This window comes from Arthrobacter sp. BI5 (assembly GCF_056680065.1).
Genome location: NZ_CM155264.1, coordinates 2,091,847 through 2,108,999 on the forward strand (window position 1 = coordinate 2,091,847; position 17,153 = coordinate 2,108,999).

At 65.4% G+C, this 17,153-nt stretch carries 19 protein-coding genes; 8 read left to right on the forward strand and 11 right to left on the reverse strand.

What is annotated here, in order from left to right:
* Positions 1-13: 13 nt before the first annotated feature.
* Complete coding sequence (locus AC1MED_RS09480; protein WP_479783095.1) at positions 14-586, reverse strand: cysteine hydrolase family protein; 573 nt, start codon at positions 584-586, stop codon at positions 14-16.
* A 98-nt stretch (positions 587-684) separates the two neighbouring features.
* Here AC1MED_RS09480 and AC1MED_RS09485 point away from each other — a divergent pair, with 98 nt between their 5' ends.
* Both AC1MED_RS09485 and AC1MED_RS09490 read left to right on the forward strand, forming a co-directional pair.
* Positions 685-1,101 (forward strand): DUF3054 domain-containing protein, encoded by a 417-nt coding sequence (locus AC1MED_RS09485; protein ID WP_479783096.1) that lies wholly within the window; start codon positions 685-687, stop codon positions 1,099-1,101.
* Positions 1,102-1,188: 87 nt separating this feature from the next.
* Complete coding sequence (locus tag AC1MED_RS09490) at positions 1,189-1,470, forward strand: Lrp/AsnC family transcriptional regulator (RefSeq protein ID WP_138769293.1); 282 nt, start codon at positions 1,189-1,191, stop codon at positions 1,468-1,470.
* A 24-nt stretch (positions 1,471-1,494) separates the two neighbouring features.
* Here the strand turns inward: AC1MED_RS09490 and trpD are convergent, their stop codons facing one another.
* Complete coding sequence (trpD, locus tag AC1MED_RS09495) at positions 1,495-2,553, reverse strand: anthranilate phosphoribosyltransferase (RefSeq protein WP_479783097.1); 1,059 nt, start codon at positions 2,551-2,553, stop codon at positions 1,495-1,497.
* Positions 2,554-2,665: 112 nt separating this feature from the next.
* Between trpD and ctaE the strand changes: the two genes are divergently transcribed.
* The 4 genes from ctaE to qcrB all read left to right on the forward strand — a co-directional run bounded on the left by ctaE (position 2,666) and on the right by qcrB (position 7,045).
* Positions 2,666-3,340: an aa3-type cytochrome oxidase subunit III gene (gene ctaE, locus AC1MED_RS09500; RefSeq protein ID WP_479783098.1), complete on the forward strand. Its 675-nt coding sequence runs from the start codon at positions 2,666-2,668 to the stop codon at positions 3,338-3,340.
* Positions 3,341-3,427: 87 nt separating this feature from the next.
* A complete protein-coding gene (gene qcrC, locus AC1MED_RS09505; protein ID WP_479783099.1) occupies positions 3,428-4,216 on the forward strand; it encodes a cytochrome bc1 complex diheme cytochrome c subunit in 789 nt (262 codons plus the stop codon).
* Positions 4,217-4,317: 101 nt separating this feature from the next.
* Positions 4,318-5,388, forward strand: a complete 1,071-nt coding sequence (qcrA, locus tag AC1MED_RS09510; RefSeq protein ID WP_479783100.1) for a cytochrome bc1 complex Rieske iron-sulfur subunit — start codon at positions 4,318-4,320, stop codon at positions 5,386-5,388.
* On the forward strand, positions 5,366-7,045 hold the full coding sequence (gene qcrB / locus AC1MED_RS09515; protein WP_479783101.1) for a cytochrome bc1 complex cytochrome b subunit: 1,680 nt from the start codon (positions 5,366-5,368) through the stop codon (positions 7,043-7,045). The genes qcrA and qcrB overlap by 23 nt, the downstream gene beginning before the upstream one ends.
* 139 nt (positions 7,046-7,184) lie before the next feature.
* Here qcrB and AC1MED_RS09520 read toward each other — a convergent pair whose 3' ends face one another.
* Positions 7,185-7,952, reverse strand: coding sequence for a GntR family transcriptional regulator (locus AC1MED_RS09520; RefSeq protein ID WP_479783102.1), 768 nt, complete (start codon positions 7,950-7,952; stop codon positions 7,185-7,187).
* Between the two features lie 226 nt (positions 7,953-8,178).
* On the opposite strand from AC1MED_RS09520, the gene AC1MED_RS09525 reads away from it, so the two are divergent.
* Positions 8,179-8,469 (forward strand): HPr family phosphocarrier protein, encoded by a 291-nt coding sequence (locus tag AC1MED_RS09525; RefSeq protein ID WP_479783103.1) that lies wholly within the window; start codon positions 8,179-8,181, stop codon positions 8,467-8,469.
* A 113-nt stretch (positions 8,470-8,582) separates the two neighbouring features.
* Here the strand turns inward: AC1MED_RS09525 and AC1MED_RS09530 are convergent, their stop codons facing one another.
* The 7 genes from AC1MED_RS09530 to AC1MED_RS09560 all read right to left on the reverse strand — a co-directional run bounded on the left by AC1MED_RS09530 (position 8,583) and on the right by AC1MED_RS09560 (position 15,221).
* Positions 8,583-9,434, reverse strand: coding sequence for an IS3 family transposase (locus AC1MED_RS09530; protein WP_479786536.1), 852 nt, complete (start codon positions 9,432-9,434; stop codon positions 8,583-8,585).
* Positions 9,434-9,760, reverse strand: coding sequence for a helix-turn-helix domain-containing protein (locus AC1MED_RS09535; protein ID WP_479783105.1), 327 nt, complete (start codon positions 9,758-9,760; stop codon positions 9,434-9,436). Before AC1MED_RS09535 ends, AC1MED_RS09530 begins: the two co-directional genes overlap by 1 nt.
* 262 nt (positions 9,761-10,022) lie before the next feature.
* Positions 10,023-10,424 (reverse strand): cytochrome c oxidase subunit 4, encoded by a 402-nt coding sequence (locus AC1MED_RS09540; RefSeq protein ID WP_479783106.1) that lies wholly within the window; start codon positions 10,422-10,424, stop codon positions 10,023-10,025.
* Positions 10,421-12,145 carry an aa3-type cytochrome oxidase subunit I gene (gene ctaD, locus AC1MED_RS09545; RefSeq protein WP_479780301.1) on the reverse strand — a complete coding sequence of 575 codons (1,725 nt, stop codon included), beginning with the start codon at positions 12,143-12,145 and terminating at the stop codon, positions 10,421-10,423. Before ctaD ends, AC1MED_RS09540 begins: the two co-directional genes overlap by 4 nt.
* Before the next feature lie 12 nt (positions 12,146-12,157).
* Positions 12,158-13,030 (reverse strand): aa3-type cytochrome oxidase subunit II, encoded by an 873-nt coding sequence (ctaC, locus tag AC1MED_RS09550; RefSeq protein WP_479783108.1) that lies wholly within the window; start codon positions 13,028-13,030, stop codon positions 12,158-12,160.
* Positions 13,031-13,235: 205 nt separating this feature from the next.
* Positions 13,236-13,625 carry a HesB/IscA family protein gene (locus AC1MED_RS09555; RefSeq protein ID WP_138769282.1) on the reverse strand — a complete coding sequence of 130 codons (390 nt, stop codon included), beginning with the start codon at positions 13,623-13,625 and terminating at the stop codon, positions 13,236-13,238.
* 171 nt (positions 13,626-13,796) lie between these two features.
* Entirely contained in the window at positions 13,797-15,221 is a 1,425-nt protein-coding gene (locus AC1MED_RS09560) for a M20/M25/M40 family metallo-hydrolase (RefSeq protein ID WP_479783109.1), read from the reverse strand.
* Between the two features lie 109 nt (positions 15,222-15,330).
* On the opposite strand from AC1MED_RS09560, the gene AC1MED_RS09565 reads away from it, so the two are divergent.
* Positions 15,331-15,930: a DUF3043 domain-containing protein gene (locus AC1MED_RS09565; protein WP_346958045.1), complete on the forward strand. Its 600-nt coding sequence runs from the start codon at positions 15,331-15,333 to the stop codon at positions 15,928-15,930.
* Between the two features lie 108 nt (positions 15,931-16,038).
* On the opposite strand, the gene AC1MED_RS09570 is transcribed toward AC1MED_RS09565, so the two are convergent.
* A complete protein-coding gene (locus AC1MED_RS09570; protein WP_479783111.1) occupies positions 16,039-17,112 on the reverse strand; it encodes a quinone-dependent dihydroorotate dehydrogenase in 1,074 nt (357 codons plus the stop codon).
* Positions 17,113-17,153 lie beyond the last annotated feature (41 nt).

The following is a 17,153-nucleotide window of genomic DNA, read 5'->3' on the forward strand; positions in this document are numbered from 1 at the left end:
CCGGCCAGGAATCTTAGTGCGGCGCCGCGCCCTTCCCCTCAAACGTCACGTCGGCAGTCTGCGCGACACCCGCAGCGCGGCCGGGAGCCGCCTGGTTCTGCCAGTAAAGGTTCGTGTGCGCAATCACCAGCTCCGGAGGGGGTGCTCCCCAGGCCGTCAGGTCCTCGGTACTGTGGGCGTCGGCCACGAGGGTGACGTCGTAACCGCGGACAAACGCTCCGTGGATGGTAGACCTGATGCATTCGTCCGTCTGCGCCCCGGCTACCAGCAGGTGCCCCACGCTGGCGGCGGCGAGGAGCTCTTCAAGATCGGTGCCCTCGAAGGAATCGCCGTAGGACTTGTGCACCAGCACTTCCTCACCCTGCCGGGACAACTCGGGGACGTACTGCCAGGCCTCACTCCCCCGTTCCAGCTGGGCGTCGGAATGCTGGACCCAGACAATCGGGACCGCCGCGCCGCGGGCCTTGTCCACTAGCGTTGCGATATTCGCGATTACGGCGTCGCGCTGATAGATGCCTTCGACCACGCCCTTTTGCACGTCGATCACCATCAGCGCGGTGTGGGGCCTACCGGACAGCGTTGTCATAACCATCTCCCCTACTCGAATCCCCGGCCTCTCCTGCACCATGCTAGGCCGCACCGCCGACATCCAATACAGCGTTCGGGCGCAGCTAGGCTGGGAGCATGCCATCGAACACTCCCAAGCCGACCCGCCCGTCGTCGATCACGCGCACCGCCCTGCTGGCCGCCGCCGCTGACGCGGCCCTGATCCTGCTCTTCGCGGCGATCGGACGCGACGCCCACCAGCGCGGCGAGATCATCACCGGGGTCCTGGCGACGGCCTGGCCCTTCCTCGCCGGCGCGGCCGCCGCGTGGCTCGCCCTGCGTCTGTGGCGCGGCCCCTTGGCGGTGTGGCCCGCCGGCGTCGCCGTCTGGCTCGGCACGGTGGGGGTCGGCATGCTGCTCCGGGCCCTCACCGGGCAGGTTGTGGTGTTGCCGTTTGTGATCGTGGCGCTGCTCAGCCTGGCCGTTTTCCTGCTCGGCTACCGCCTCCTGGCCGCGGGTGCACGGCGTTTGAAGGCACGGCGCCAGCGGGCCTGATGCACTAGGCTTGCAAGCAGATGGCACGGCCTCCTTAGGGCCATTCAACGAGCCAGCAACGGCGCACCAGATCCGAAAGGTCCCCACGTGATCACCGCTTTCGTCCTGATCAAGACAGACGCTTCCGCCATCCCGGAGACGGCTGAAAAAATCTCTGCGATTCCCGGCATCAGCGAGGTCTACTCGGTGACGGGTGAATGGGACCTGATCGCGATCGCACGCGTCGCCAAGCACGAGGATCTCGCGGATGTCATTGCGGACAAGCTCTCCAAGGTGCCCGCCGTGGTGCACACCACCACCCACATCGCGTTCCGCGCCTACTCCCAGCACGACCTGGATGCAGCGTTCGCGTTGGGGTTCGAACAGTAAGCCGACCTACCTATAGGGGCGGCCTCAGCCGCGGGACAGGGCGACCCAGCGGTCCAGCACCGCGGCGGCCGCGCCGGAATCGATGGATTCCTCGGCCCGCTTCATCGCGGCCGACATCCGTTCGGTCAGCGGGCCCGAAGCATCCAGGTCGAAGGACACCAGGCCCGCCGCGGCATTAAGCAAAGTGGCGTCCCGTGCCGGGCCAGGCTTTCCGGCCAGCACAGAACGGACGACGGCGGCATTGGCGGCGGCGTCGCCCCCGCGCAGCTCCTCGACGGTTGCCTGGCGGATACCCAGGTCGCGCGGGTCGAAGACTTCCTGAGCCACTGCGCCGTCGCGGATTTCCCAGATCCGGGACGGACCCGTGGTGGTCAGTTCGTCCAGCCCGTCGTCGCCCCGGAACACCAGGCCGCGGCTGCCGCGCTTGGCGAGCACGCCCGCCACCAGGGGCGCCATCCGCTCATTCGCGACGCCGACGGCGGACGCCTGCACGTGCGCGGGGTTGGTCATCGGCCCCAGGAAATTGAAAGCTGTGGGGACGCCCAGTTCGCGGCGCGCAACCGCGGCATGCCGCATCGAGGGGTGGAACACTTGGGCAAAGCAGAAGGTGATGCCGGCTTCCTCGGCGTTCCGGGCCACCCGCGGAATGGGCAGGTCAAGCCGGACCCCGAGCGCCTCAAGCACGTCGGCCGAACCCGACGTCGAGGAGGAAGCCCGGCCGCCGTGCTTGACGACCTTAGCGCCGGCCCCGGCAGAAACAAGGGCGGCCATGGTGGAGATGTTGACGGTGTTCAGCTGGTCGCCGCCGGTGCCGACGATGTCCAGCTTTTCACCCGCGATCTCAATCGGGTTGGCGGAGTCGATCATCGCCTCCACGAGGCCGGTGAGTTCTTCCACCGTCTCGCCCTTGGCGCGCAGCGCCACCAGGAAGCCGGCCACCTGGGCGGGCGTCGCCTCGCCGGACATGATGGAAGTCATAGCCCACTCAGTGTCGCCGGCGGTGAGGTGGGTGCCGTTGATGAGGGCGCCAATAAGGCGCGGCCAAGTCTTGCCTACCGCCTGTGCAGATGCCTGAGAAGTCACGATCTGATGCTATCGAGCCGGGGGGCGCAATGCCCAATGCGGAGGGGCCCCGGAACTTTTCCGCGCGATTTCGCGTCTTTGTAGAAAAAGTCCTCCCAAAACGCGGTTTGCGTTGGGCAGGACGGAGTTTTACAGACATAATGTCTATGTGACATCTGCGACCCATGCCCCCAGTACCCCGGCGCACCCGACGCTGAATCGCCCGAACATGGTTTCCGTTGGAACCGTCGTCTGGCTGTCCAGTGAGTTGATGTTCTTCGCCGGTCTCTTTGCCATGTACTTCACACTCCGTTCGACGTCCGGACAGATGTGGGCCGAAGAGACAGCCAAGCTCAACTTCCCCTTTGCGCTCGTAAACACCATCGTCCTCGTGGCCAGTTCCTTCACTTGCCAGATGGGCGTCTTCGCCGCCGAACGGCTCCAGCCGCGCAGGCTCGGCGGGCCCCTGAGCTTCACCCGCTGGGGAATGAATGAGTGGTTCACGCTCACGTTCATCATGGGTGCGTTCTTCGTGGCCGGCCAGGCGACCGAGTACGCCATGCTCGTCTCCGAGCACGTCTCGCTCTCTTCCAATGCCTACGGTTCAGCGTTCTACATGACCACCGGGTTCCATGGCCTGCACGTTATCGGCGGCCTGGTTGCCTTCCTGCTCATCATCGGACGCTCATTCGCGGCGAAGAAGTTCGGACACTTCGAGGCAACGTCCGCGATCGTCACCTCGTACTACTGGCACTTCGTTGACGTCGTGTGGATCGGCCTCTTCCTGGTCATCTACGTCCTCAAGTAGCCACGACTTGACTCTTTTTCTACAAGAGGCAGAATTTCAAGAAGCGGCTCACGGAGCCAACGCAGCATCGAATAAAGGAACCACCACGTGAAGGCACTCTCGCAGAAGCGACGTCACCCACTGGCAGCAGTTGCACTGTTGCTGATGGGCCTCCTCATCACTGGTGGGCTGTACGCCGTCGCCACCACCGTCAACCAGGCCAAGGCCGACACCACGAGCTTCAGTGCAAGCGACGCAGAAGAAGGCAGCAAGCTGTTCGCCGCCAACTGCGCCACCTGCCACGGCATGGGTGCCAGCGGCTCGCAGGCCGGACCGTCGCTTGTTGGCGTCGGCGCCGCCGCCGTTGACTTCCAGGTTGGCACCGGCCGTATGCCCATGCAGATGAACGGCCCGCAGGCTTACAAGAAGCCCGCCCAGTTCAACGAAGAGCAGACCCACCAGCTGGCGGCGTACGTTGCTTCGCTCGGCCCCGGCCCGTCCATCCCGGAGGCAGGTGTCCTCGACGAAAAGGGCGACGCCGCCAAGGGTGGCGAACTGTTCCGCACCAACTGCGCCATGTGCCACAACGCTGCTGCCGCAGGCGGCGCCCTGACCCGGGGCAAGTTCGCGCCGGCTCTCGCCGACGTCTCCGGCAAGCACATCTACGAAGCCATGGTTACCGGCCCGCAGAACATGCCGGTATTCAGCGATGCCAACGTCTCCCCCGAGGGCAAGCGTGACATCATCACCTTCCTGAAGCAGATCGAGGCCAACGGCTCCCCCGGCGGCAACGACCTGGGCGCACTGGGTCCGGTATCCGAGGGCCTGTTCGTCTGGATCGCCGGCCTGGGCGTCATCATCGCCTTCACCATCTGGCTGACTTCGCGGACGTCCTAGGCGCCCCGCGGCACCTGTAAGAATTTTCTGCTGATCCGTCAGCAGTTTGAATTGAAAACTAACTCGACATAGGTCGAGACGAGAGAAGGATGAGGCGAATTATGGGCAACCATAGTGACGGCAGTCCGAACCACTCGGGCACCGTAGCTACGGCTGGTCAGAATGAGGTGGAGAAGTTCCAGGATCCTGGAATTCCTCCGCATCGTTTGCGCCTGGCTGACACGGACCCGAGGGCCGCCAAGCGAGCGGAACGGCAGGTGGCCATTCTGTTCGGCGCCTCGGTCGTGGGCACCCTGATATTCCTGGTGGCGTACTTCGCCATCGATCTTGGAGCTGACTCCTCGATCGCTACCATCCGGCTGCAGAACACCCTGCTGGGCATCGGCACCGCCTTTGCCATGCTGGGCATCGGCACCGGTATCGTGCACTGGGCCAAGGCCCTGATGCCGGACCACGAGGTCTCGGAAGAGCGCCACGCCATCCGCACCGAAGAGGACCGGCTGGCCGCCGTCCGGATCGTCGACGACATCGTCGAGGAAACCGGCATCAAGCGCCGCCCGCTGATCCGCAACACCCTCCTCGGCGCCGTCGCGCTCGCTCCGCTGCCGGCCCTGGCCATCTTCGGTGACCTTGGTCCGCGTCCGGACAACAAGCTGGCCCACACCATGTGGGCCCCGGTGGACGGCAAGACCAAGCGCCTCACCCGCGACCCCGATGGCACCCCCATCAAGGCCGCGGACGTCACCATCGGCTCCGCCTTCCACGTCATCCCGGAGGGCCTGAACGAGCTCCACGAGGGCAAGCTGAACGAAAAGGCCAAGGCCGTCGTCCTGCTCATGCGCCTCAACCCGGAATCCCTCAAGCCCTCCCCGGGCCGCGAGGACTGGAGCTACAACGGCATCGTTGCATACTCCAAGATCTGCACCCACGTTGGTTGCCCTGTTGCTCTGTACGAGCAGCAGACCCACCACCTGCTGTGCCCGTGCCACCAGTCCACCTTCGACCTGACCCAGGAATGCAAGGTTATCTTTGGCCCGGCCAGCCGGCCGCTCCCGCAGCTGCCCATCGCCGTAGACGACGAGGGCTACCTCTACGCTACGAGCGACTTCAAAGAACCTGTTGGACCTAGCTACTGGGAGCGTGATGAGCATGAGCGCAACATCAACAGCTGACACCCCCACCTTCGTCGCCAAGACCAAGGGCGGCCGCATCACCGATTTTGTCGACCAGCGCGTGGGCGGTTCCGGAATGCTCCGGGAATTCGGCCGGAAGGTCTTCCCGGACCACTGGTCCTTTATGTTCGGCGAAGTGGCCCTGTACTCCTTCGTTATCCTGCTGCTTTCAGGCACCTTCCTGACCTTCTTCTTCGACCCGTCGATGGCGGAAACCCACTACCAGGGTTCCTACCTGCCGCTGAAGAACGTCGAAATGTCGGTGGCCTACAACTCCTCGCTGAACATCTCCTTCGATGTGCGCGGCGGTCTGTTCATGCGTCAGGTCCACCACTGGTCCGCACTGCTGTTCGTGGCCTCGGTCTCCGTGCACATGCTCCGCGTCTTCTTCACCGGCGCCTTCCGCAAGCCCCGCGAAATGAACTGGGTGGTGGGCAGCGTCCTGCTCATCCTGGCCATGGCTGCCGGCTTCACGGGCTACTCGCTCCCCGATGACCTGCTCTCCGGCAACGGCCTGCGCATCATCGACGGCGTGATCAAGTCCATCCCGGTGATCGGCACGTACATCTCGTTCTTCCTCTTCGGCGGGGAATTCCCCGGCACCGCCATCATCGGCCGCTTGTACATGCTCCACATCCTGCTGGTGCCCGCCCTCATCCTGCTGATGATCGCCGTTCACCTCTTTATGGTGGTCGTGCACAAGCACACCCAGTACCCCGGCCCGGGACGCAACGACGGCAACGTCGTCGGCTACCCCCTCGGCCCGGTCTACGCGGCAAAAGCCGGCGGCTTCTTCTTCATCGTGTTCGGCGTCGTCGCCCTGATGGCAGGGTTCTTCACCATCAACCCGATCTGGAACTACGGCCCGTACGACCCCTCCCCCGTGTCGGCCGGCACACAGCCTGACTGGTACATCGGTTTCGTGGACGGCGCCCTGCGCCTGATGCCGGGCACCTTCGGTGACTGGCACATCGAGCAGGTCTGGTTCGGCCACGTCTTCACGTTCAACGTGCTGCTGCCGGCCCTGGTCCCGGCCGGGATCCTCTTCACCGTGATGTTCGCCTACCCGTGGATCGAACGCTGGATCACCAAGGACGACCGCGAGCACCACGTCCTGGATCGTCCCCGCAACGCTCCGACCCGTACTGCGATCGGCATGGCCGGCTTCGTCTGGTACTGCGTGATGTGGGCAGCAGCAGGTTCCGACCTGATCGCCACGCACTTCCACGTGGCCCTGAACGATGTCACCTACTGGCTGCGGGCCCTGTTCTTCATCGGCCCGGTCCTCGCCTTCATCGTTACGAAGCGCGTCGCCCTGGCCCTGCAGCGCAAGGACCGCGAAATCGCCCTGCACGGCCGCGAAACCGGCCGCATCGTGCGGTTGCCGCACGGCGAGTTCATCGAGGTCCACGCCCCGCTGGATGAGTACAAGCGCTACAAGCTGGTCGGCTTCGAGTCCCCGTCGCCGCTCCCGGCACAGCCGAACAGCCACGGCGTTGTGGACCGCAAGGAAAAGCGGCGTGCGCTGCTCTCCAAGTGGTTCTTCGAGGACCGGGTAGCCCCGGCCACCCCGGCAGAGCTCGCGGCGGCCCATGGCCACCACGGTGCCCACGAGTCGGTCGAAGCGGCTGCTGAGCAGAAGAGCCTCAGCCACTAAGGCACGACGCTAGCCAGCAGAAAGGCCCGGTCCACGCGGACCGGGCCTTTCTGCGTCCCCTGGAACAAACAGCAACGCGGGGTCACGTCGCGCCTACCCGGCGAACAATCGCAGGCGCTGACTGACCCCGCGTCGGAGATCAGGGGCGGTAGCCGGAAGCGTAGTTCCGGGTCGGCCGGACGCCGGGGCGCTGCAGCGGAACCCAGAGCTTGTACCGGTCCGCCCGGTAGTACGAAACGGAGTAGTCGACCATGGCCCGCGCGACGAAGGCGTGCCGCTGAATTTTCAACAGCGGTGTACCGACCTCCACATTGAGCAGGCGCGCCGTGGACGGCGACGCGGCGGTCGCCTCGATCATGTCCTCGCCCCACTCCATCACCAGGCCGTAGCGCTCACTCAGCACGTTGTAGAGCGACGTCGGCGGTTCGCCGTCGAGCAGTCCCGGCACACGGTGCGCCGGGATGAAGTTCTCATCGACGCTCATGGGCTCGCTGTCGGCCAGCAGGAGCCGCCGGAACCGCACCAGCGGCGTCCCCTCCTCCAGTTGGAGCTCCCGGGCCAGGAAGGCACTGGCGTTGATCTGCTCGAAGCTGAGCACCTTGGCCGCCGGAACCATACCGCGGCGCTGCATCTCCTCGCTGTACGAGGTCAGCTTCACCTGGAGGTCCAGCTTGGGCTTGCGGACGAAGGTGCCGAGCCCGACGACGCGCTCAATCACCTCTTCGCCCACCAGCGCGTCGATGGCCTGACGCACGGTCATCCTGGCCAGACCGAACCGTTCCGAAAGGTCCCGTTCGGAGGGTAGCGCCGATCCCGGCGGGCAGGAACTGATGATGTGGGCGCGGAGGATCTCGCGGAGCTGGACGTAGATGGGGGTGCCGCTGTTCCGGTCAATCTCGCCGGTCATCCGTGCCGCGTTAGAGCCCACGGCGGGACCCGCTGCAATAGTTCATACTTCAAGGGTAGGGCACATCGCCGGCAGGTCTAGACCACCTGCGGTGCGGGTTCGCCCGCGGCTTCTCCCCCGGCTACGCTGGATATGCCCGCCGCCGGACGGCAGTGCCTGATCCGGCGCGCCGGGCCCCCGTAGCCCTCCCGGTACCGCCGGGCACCATCACGTTGAAGGAGCTCCATTGCCAGCACGCAAGGCGGTCGTCCACGCGTCCATCGGGCTACACGCCCGACCGGCGGCAGCCTTCGTCCGCGCCGTAACGCAGACCGGGTTCGCTGTCACGATCAGCAGGGACGGCAGGCCCGGGGTGGATGCCCGGTCGCTCCTGGAAGTCATGACCGAGGACTTCCCCTGCGGCTGTGAGGTGGAACTGGCTGTCCGGGCCGACTCGGTCCCGGCGGAATCAAGCCTCGCCGACGCCGAACACGCCCTCGCCGAGCTGTGCGCCCTGCTGGAGTCGCAGGCCGGCTGACCGCCCGGCAAGCCCGCCCCGGCCACCCGCATAACGCCCCGGGCACACACAAACGACGGCGGGCCCCACCAGAATGAACTGGTCCCCGAAAGTTGGACTGGCCAAGTAAGATCCTAAGCCGCGAGGGCCTGGGCTCGGTATTGCACCGGGCTCAGGCCCTTTAGCTTTGTCGAGATTCGGTCGTTGTTGTACCAGCGGAGGTACTCGTGCAGGGCCGTTGCCAGTGCATCAGTGCTGAGGAACCGGACCCGGTGGAAGAGTTCTTCCTTGAGATGGCCGAAGAAATTCTCCATTACCGCGTTGTCGTAGCAGTTGGCCTTGCGGGACATTGACTGCACGGCGCCAGCGCCCTCAAGGAGCCCACGCCAGGAGATGTGCTGGTATTGGAATCCCTGATCCGAATGCACCAGCGGTTGCTGGCCAGGGTGAAGACAGGTCAGGGCTTGCTGCAGAGAAGTGTTGGTGAGCGCCAGGTTGGGGGATGTGCCAATGGTGTAGGAGATGATCTGCCGATCAAAGAGGTCCATGACCGGGGAAAGGTAGAGCTTCTGGTCACCGACGCTGAATTCGGTCACATCAGTCACCCACTTCTGGTTCGGGGCTGTGGCGTCAAACTCGCGGTTCAGGAGATTAGGGGCAACCCTGCCCTGTTCACCTTTGTAGGAGTTGTAGCGCTTCTTCCGCCGGACCTTGCAGACCAGCCCGAGGACGCGCATCACCTTCAACACGGTCTTCTTCGCAACCGTCCACCCTTGCTTGAGCAGCTCACTGTGGATGCGGCGGTGCCCATATCGGCCATGGTTCTTCTCGAAGATGTCAGTGACCTCGGCCTTGAGGAGCTCCTGAGGATCAGGTTCTTGCAGACGTGCCTGGTGATAGAAGAACGTCGACCGGGCCAACCCGGCAACGTCCAGGAGCAGCTCGAGGCGGTGGTCAGCCTTGAGAGCGATAACGGCGCGGACGATTACCGCCGTTCCTCGTTTCTCAAGGCCTGCACTTTTCCCAGGAAGGCAACCTCGGCGCGCAGGCGCTCGTTCTCACGGCGCAGGCGCTGGAGCTCTGATTCGGGCTTGCCGGCAGTGCCCGGACTTCCCTTCGGGCGGCCCTTGGCCCTCGGACGAAGCCCGTCTTCGCCCTGCTCCCGGTAAAGCTGCGTCCACCTACGAATCAGCACCGGGGAAGACAACCCCAATTCCTTCGCGAGAGCCACCCGGTTCTCGCCGGCAAGATCCCGCCGAACAACATCGAGCTTGAACTCGAACGTAAACACTCGCTTCGTTGGTTTATACACCAGTGTCGATCCTCCACGCACTCGCCAACGGTCAAGCAAACGACCGATCGGCTTTCTGCTAACCCCGAGCCGGTTCGCCACAGCCCTGTCTCCCCAGCCTGCCTCAAACAACGCTACCGCGGCCTCGCGCTGCCCCTCGGACAACGAACTTCTTCCATGCATAAAACTGCTCCCCGAAAGTCAGAACTGAATTCTCAGTTCAACTTTCGGGGAGCAGTTCAGAATGGTAGGGCCCGCCGTCGTTGTCGCTCAGTGCCAGGCGCTAGTGCGCGTGGTCACCGCGGCTGTACTCGTAGACCCAGCCCACGAGCGCCACCACGGCCAGGCCGCCGGCAATGAACGTGATCCAGAAGCCCACGGCCAGGCCGAGGAAACCGCCCGCGCAGGACAGTCCCAAGACCAACGGCCACCAGCTCCAGGGGCTGAAGTGGCCCTGCTCGCCGGCGCCTTCGTGGATCTCAGCATCGCTGCGGTCCTCGGGACGCATCCCGACGCGCTTGCCGGTGAAGCCCAGGTAGGCGCCGATCATGCCCGCCAGTCCGCCAAGCAGCAGGATACCGAGGATCCCGACCCACTCCGACCAGCCGGTCAGGAAGCCGTAAATCACCGAGACCGGGACGAAGAAGAAGACTCCGAGTCCAAAAATCCTTGATTCGATCTTCACTGGGCGGTGTCCTTCTGGTCGGCGTTACCGAGCGCCGCTGCTGCCGGGGCAGGAGAGTCGACGGTGTAGTTCTGGGAAAGCTCGGGGTGGTGCAGGTCCAGGGCAGGACGCTCCGAACGGATCCGCGGCAGCGAAGTGAAGTTGTGACGCGGCGGCGGGCAGGATGTCGCCCATTCGAGCGAGGCGCCGAAGCCCCAGGGGTCATCGACCGTGACCTTCTCGTTGCTGCGCCAGGTGATGTAGACGTTCCAGAAGAACGGGATCAGCGAGGCGCCGAGGAGGAAGGACGAGTAGGTGGAGAACTGGTTCATCCAGGTGAAGTTGTCCTGCGGCATGTAGTCCGCGTAACGGCGCGGCATACCCTCGACGCCGAGCCAGTGCTGGATGAGGAAGGTGCCGTGGAAGCCCAGGAAGAGCATCCAGAAGTGGATCTTGCCGAGACGCTCGTTGAGCATCTTGCCGGTCCACTTCGGCCACCAGAAGTAGAAGCCTGCGAACATCGCGAACACCACGGTGCCGAACACCACATAGTGGAAGTGCGCCACCACGAAGTAGGAGTCGGAGACGTGGAAGTCCAGCGGCGGTGAGGCCAGGATGATGCCGGTCAGGCCGCCGAAGAGGAACGTGGCCAGGAAGCCGATGCTCCAGAGCATGGGGGTTTCGAAGGTGATGGATCCCCGCCACATGGTGCCGATCCAGTTGAAGAACTTCACGCCGGTGGGAACCGCGATCAGCATCGTCATGAAGGAGAAGAACGGCAGCAGTACCGAGCCGGTGACGTACATGTGGTGTGCCCACACGGTCACGGACAGGGCGGCGATCGAGATCGTGGCGTAGACCAGGCCCTTGTAGCCGAAGATCGGCTTGCGGCTGAAAACCGGGAAGATCTCCGAGACGATGCCGAAGAACGGCAGCGCGATGATGTACACCTCGGGGTGGCCGAAGAACCAGAACAGGTGCTGCCAGAGAACGGCGCCGCCGTTTTCCGGATCGAAGATGTGGGCACCGAAGCGGCGATCCGCGCCGAGGGCGAACAGGGCGGCGGCCAGCGGGGGGAATGCCATGAGCACCAGGATGGCGGTGACCAGGGTGTTCCAGGTGAAGATCGGCATCCGCCACATGGTCATGCCCGGGGCGCGCATGCAGATGATCGTGGTGATGAAGTTGACCGCACCCAGAATGGTGCCGAAGCCGGAGAGCGCCAGGCCGAAGACCCAGAGGTCACCGCCCACGCCGGGGCTGAAGGTCGTGTTGGACAGCGGCGCGTAAGCGAACCAGCCGAACGACGCGGCACCCTGCGGGGTGATGAAGCCGGAGACGGCGATCGTGGAACCAAACAGGAAGAACCAGAAGGCCAGCGCGTTCAGCCGCGGGAAGGCGACGTCGGGGGCTCCGATCTGCAGCGGCATAATGACGTTGGCGAAGCCGGCGAACAGCGGGGTCGCGAACATCAGCAGCATCACGGTGCCGTGCATGGTGAAGAGCTGGTTGTACTGCTCCTTGGTCTGCAGGATCTGCATGCCCGGTTCGAACAGTTCGGCGCGGATCAGCAGCGCCATCACGCCGCCGAAGCAGAAGAACACAAAGGACGCGATCAGGTACATGTACCCGATGGTCTTGTGGTCGGTGGAGGTGATCCAGTTGACGACGATGCGTCCCTTGGATTTGGGTACTACGGGAGCCTCAAGGATCCCGGAGGGCTGAGAGTAGGTCGTTGCCACTTCGCGCTCCCCTTACTTGTTCTCGGTCTTGGCCGGGAGGCGGTCGTACTCTTCGCCGAGCAGCCCGGTGTTGCCGTCCTGGCGGAGCTGGTCCAGGTGGGACTTGAACTCCGACTCGGAGACAACCTTTACGCGGAACAGCATTTCGGAGTGGTACTCGCCACAGAGTTCGGCGCACTTGCCGTCGTAGGTTCCCTCTTTAGTGGGGGTGAACCGGATGTAGTTGGTCTTGCCCGGGATCATGTCGCGCTTCTGCAGGAAGGCGGGAACCCAGAAGGAGTGGATGACGTCGCGGGCGTTGAGCTCGAGGTCAACCGACTTGTTGACCGGCAGGTACAGGGTGGGCAGCTTTTCCTTGTCCACGTTGTTGCCGGCGAGGTGCGCCTGGACGCCTGCCTCGTGGACGTCGTCGGTGATGACGTCGCCCTTCTTGTAGTTGAAGTCCCAGGCCCACTGCTTGCCGCGGACGTCGACGACGACGTCGGCCGGCTGGGAGCGGTTGTCAATCGCCTGCTGGTCGCGGTCGGTGAAGTAGAAGAACACCAGGACCATAAACAGCGGGATCGTCAGGTAGAAGACCTCGAGGGGCAGGTTGAAGCTGTTCTGGCGCGGGAAGCCGACGGTGCCCTTCCGCCGCCGGTACGCGACGATGACCCAAATCATCAAGCCCCAGGTAATGATGCCGACGACCAGCGCGGCAATCCATGAGTTGACCCAGAGGTCCATGATGCGGTCAGTGTGGTTGGTGGTGCCACGCTCAGTGGGCAGCCACCCTTTCTGTACCTCTGGTGAACATCCAGTCAAAGCCAACGCGCCGGCTAGTGCCAAGCCAGTGATCGTAGTGATCTGTTTGCGTCGGCTGCCGGTTCGGTTCTGCGAACTCACAGACGGCCCTTCCTACTTGTTGCTGTCGCCCGGCCGCCGATGGCGTTCCGGGCACACTAAAAGTTTTACTACTCGATGTAGAGCTTACCGCTCCCCACGAGTTTTCGCCCACATGTCCGCGCCGTGCGTCGGTGGAGTTTTCGACGCTTCCGGCAACCGCCCCCAGGACGGCACTAAGGCCGGGCTGGTTGCCCGGCCTTAGGCCTTAGTGGAAGGAGTCTCCGCAGGCGCAGGATCCGCCCGCATTCGGGTTATCAATGGTGAAGCCCTGCTTCGAGATGGTGTCCTCGAAGTCGATGCTGGCACCGCTCAGGTAGGGGACGCTCATCTTGTCGACGACGACTTCGACACCGTCGTAATCCCGGACGGCGTCGCCCTCGAGGAGGCGCTCGTCGAAGTAGAGCTGGTAGATCAGTCCGGAACAACCGCCCGGCTGCACGGCAACGCGGAGCCGAAGATCAGTGCGGCCTTCCTGTTCCAGCAGGCTGCGGACCTTGCCGGCAGCGACGTCGGTCAGCTGGACCTCGTGGCTGGCCAGCTCCTGGTCCGCCTGGACGGTGGTGTCGGCGCTGTTTTCATTGGTTGTAGTGCTCATGGCCTACCTTCTTACGACGGTGGTGGCGGCTCCGCCTGCGCGGTGCCCGCCCCTACTTAAACGGTATGGGCTATAGCTACATGCTACGTCGATCAGCCCGCTAGCTCTAACTCCTGGCGTAACCGTCAGCACCGGCTGGATGTTCCCCGGGAACGCCGGGAAGTCAGGGCCTCAGGCGAGGCCCTCGGCGTTCAGCCGGGCCAGCAGCAGCGCCTCTGCCACGATCGCGTTCCTGAAGTCCTCCAGGTGCAGCGATTCGTTGGCGCTGTGGGCGCGGGAATCGGGATCTTCCACTCCCGTGACCAGGATCTGCACGTCCGGGTACAGCTCGGTGAGGTCGGCGATGAACGGGATGGAACCGCCGATGCCGGTTTCAACGGCCGGGACCCCCCAGGCCTCACCGAGCGCCCACATCGCCAGGCGGGCGGCCGGCGAGGAGGTGTCCGTCAGGAAGGCGTTCCCGCTCTCCCCCGGGGTGAAGACCACCTGGGCGCCGAAGGGCGCGTGCGATTCGACGTGCCGGCGGACCGCCTCCATGGCCTCGGCCGGGTCCTGGCCGGGGGCCAGCCGCAGGCTGAACTTCGCACGGGCCCGCGGCAGCAGGGTGTTGGAGGCGACGTCCACGGCGGGCGCGTCGAAGCCGATGATGGACAGGGCGGGTTTGGTCCACATGCGCGAGGCGATGGAGCCGGTGCCGGCGAGCTTCACGCCGTCGAGCACCGAGGCGTCGTTGCGGTATTCCTCTTCGGTGAGGTCGACGGCGGCGTCGTCGCGGCTGACGAGGCCCTCGATCGCGACGCTGCCCTCGTCGTCGTGCAGGGTGGCGATCAACCGCGCCAGCAGGGTCGGGGCGTCCAGCACGGGGCCGCCGAACATGCCGGAATGGACGGCGTGGTCCAGGACCTTGACCTCGATGGTGCCGTCCACCAGGCCGCGCAGGCTGGTGGTGAGGGCCGGGATGCCGACCTTCCAGTTGGAGGAGTCGGCGACGACGATCACGTCCGAGCGCAGCAGTTCCTGGTGGGTCTCCAGGAAGGAACGGAAGGTGGGTGAACCGGCTTCCTCCTCACCTTCGAAGAAGAAGGTTACGCCCAGGCCGAGCTCCTCCCCCAGCACGCGGGTCACGGCGGAGTAGGCGGCGACGTGGGCCAGGATGCCGGCCTTGTCGTCTGCGGCGCCGCGGCCGTAGAGGCGGCCGTCGCGTTCGACGGCGGTGAACGGCTCGGTCTCCCAGAGCGCGAGGTCGCCGGTCGGCTGGACGTCGTGGTGGGCGTAGAGCAGGATGGTTGGCTTGCCGGCCGCGGCGGGGCGGCGCGCGACGACGGCCGGGCCGCCGGGGCTGCCGTCCTCCTTGTCGCAGCGCAGGATCCGGACGTCGTCGAAGCCGCTGGCGCGGACCAGTTCGGCGACGGCGTCGGCGCTGGCGTTCAGCGGGGCAGGATCGAAGCTCGGCCAGGCGATGCCGGGAATCGCCACGAGCTCCTTCAATTGCCGGACGGTGGCGTCGAAGGAGTCGTTGACGGCCTGGCGGAGGGCGCCGGGATCGATGGAGCCGACGGCGGAGGGCTGCGGGATCCCCGCGGGTGATGAAGTCATGGCCAAAACACTACCCGTGTCCGGCATCACTACAAACAGCGCCACAGCGGCTCTAGGGCCCCGGTGTGGGCTGGGTCTCGGGCCACCTGCCGCAAGGTATTCTGTAGGGGTGTTTGGACGTAAAAAGGAAGCGCCCTCGGCGCAGGACGTAGTTGACCAGCAGGTGGCCGAGGCAGCAGCCCGGGACGCCGCAATCGGCAAGGGCGCACCCACGCCCAAGCGCAGCGCGCAGGTGGCGGCCCGCAAGCGGCCCCTGGTGCCGGAGGACCGCAAGGCCTCCAGGGCCGCCGAGCGCACCGCCATCGCGGACCAGCGGCTCAAGATGCGCCAGGCCATGGATACCGGTGACGAGAAGTTCCTGCCGCTGCGGGACAAGGGCCCGCAGAAGCGCTTCGCCCGCGACTATGTGGACGCCCGGTTCAGCCTCGGCGAGTACCTGATGTTCGGCGCCCTCGTTTTCGTTGTGATCTCCCTGCTGGTCCCGGCGAGCAGCGAACAGATGATTTATGTCCTGGGTGGTTTCTGGGTGATGTTCCTGGCCGTCTTCGTGGACGTGTTCATTCTGTCCCGGAAGCTCAAGAAGCGCCTTGCGGAGAAGTTCGGCGAGGTCGAGCGTGGCACGGTCTGGTATGGCTCGATGCGCTCCCTGCAGTTCCGCCGCCTCCGCCTGCCCAAGCCGCAGGTCAAGCGCGGCGAATTCCCCGCCTGAATCCGGCCAGCAAAAAGCCCCCGGCAGTTGGACTGCCGGGGCTTTTGCGCGTCCGGGACCTGTGCGCGCCGTCCGGACCGGCCGGTCCGCCGCGCGCGGAAGTTCCGGTCAGGGCCGGACGGGCCGATTCGCCAGCTCGCGGTTGATCCGCGCCGCCCAGAAGGGGCCCTCGTAGAGGAACGCGGTGTAGCCCTGCACCAGGGTGGCGCCGGCCTCGAGCCGGTCCCGGACGTCCTGGCCGGATTCGACCCCGCCCACCGAGACCAGCGTGATCGCACCGCCCGTGGCGGCCTTGAGCCGGGCCAGCACTTCCAGCGAGCGTTTGCGCAGCGGCGCACCGGAGAGTCCGCCGGCGCCGCAGGCTTCGACCTGTTCCGGGCTGGAGACCAGGCCGGTGCGGGCAATGGTGGTGTTGGTGGCGATGATGCCGTCCAGCTTGAGGTCCAAGGCCAGCCGGGCGACGTCGTCGATGTCCTCGTCGCTGAGGTCCGGGGCGATCTTGACCAGCAGCGGCACGTGCCGGCCGGCCGCGCTGTCCGCCGCCTCCCCCACGGCGGCCAGCAGCGGCCGCAGCGTGTCGACGTCCTGCAGCAGGCGCAGCCCCGGGGTGTTCGGGGAACTGACGTTGACCACCAGGTAGTCGGCGGCGGGGGCCAGGCTGCGGGCGCTGATCAGGTAGTCCGCCACCGCGTCCTCGAGCTCCACGACCTTGCTCTTGCCGATATTGACGCCGATGACCGGGCGGACGCCCGGGTAGCGGCGTTGCAGGGCTGCCCGGGCGGAGCGGAGCCGGGGCGCCACCGCGGCGGCGCCGTCGTTGTTGAAGCCCATCCGGTTGATCACGGCGCGGTCCGCGATCAGGCGGAACAGCCGCGGTGCCGGGTTGCCGGGCTGGGCCTGGCCGGTGATGGTGCCCACCTCGACGTGGCCGAAGCCGAGGTCGGTCAGTGCTTCGATGCCGTGGCCTTCCTTGTCGAAGCCGGCGGCGAGCCCGAACGGCGAGGGAAAGGTCAGGCCGAAGGCCTCGGTCCGCAGCGACGCCGCGGGGGCGGTGAAGCGCTGCAGGGCCCGTCCGGCGCCGCAGCGGTTGGCCAGCCGGATGCCCAGGAAGCCGATCTTGTGGGCGCGCTCGGCGTCCATCCAGGAGAAGGCGAGCCGGAAGAAGGTGGGATATACGCGCATGCCCCTAGTTTTCCGGTTCCGGCCGCGCAAACCAAAACAGG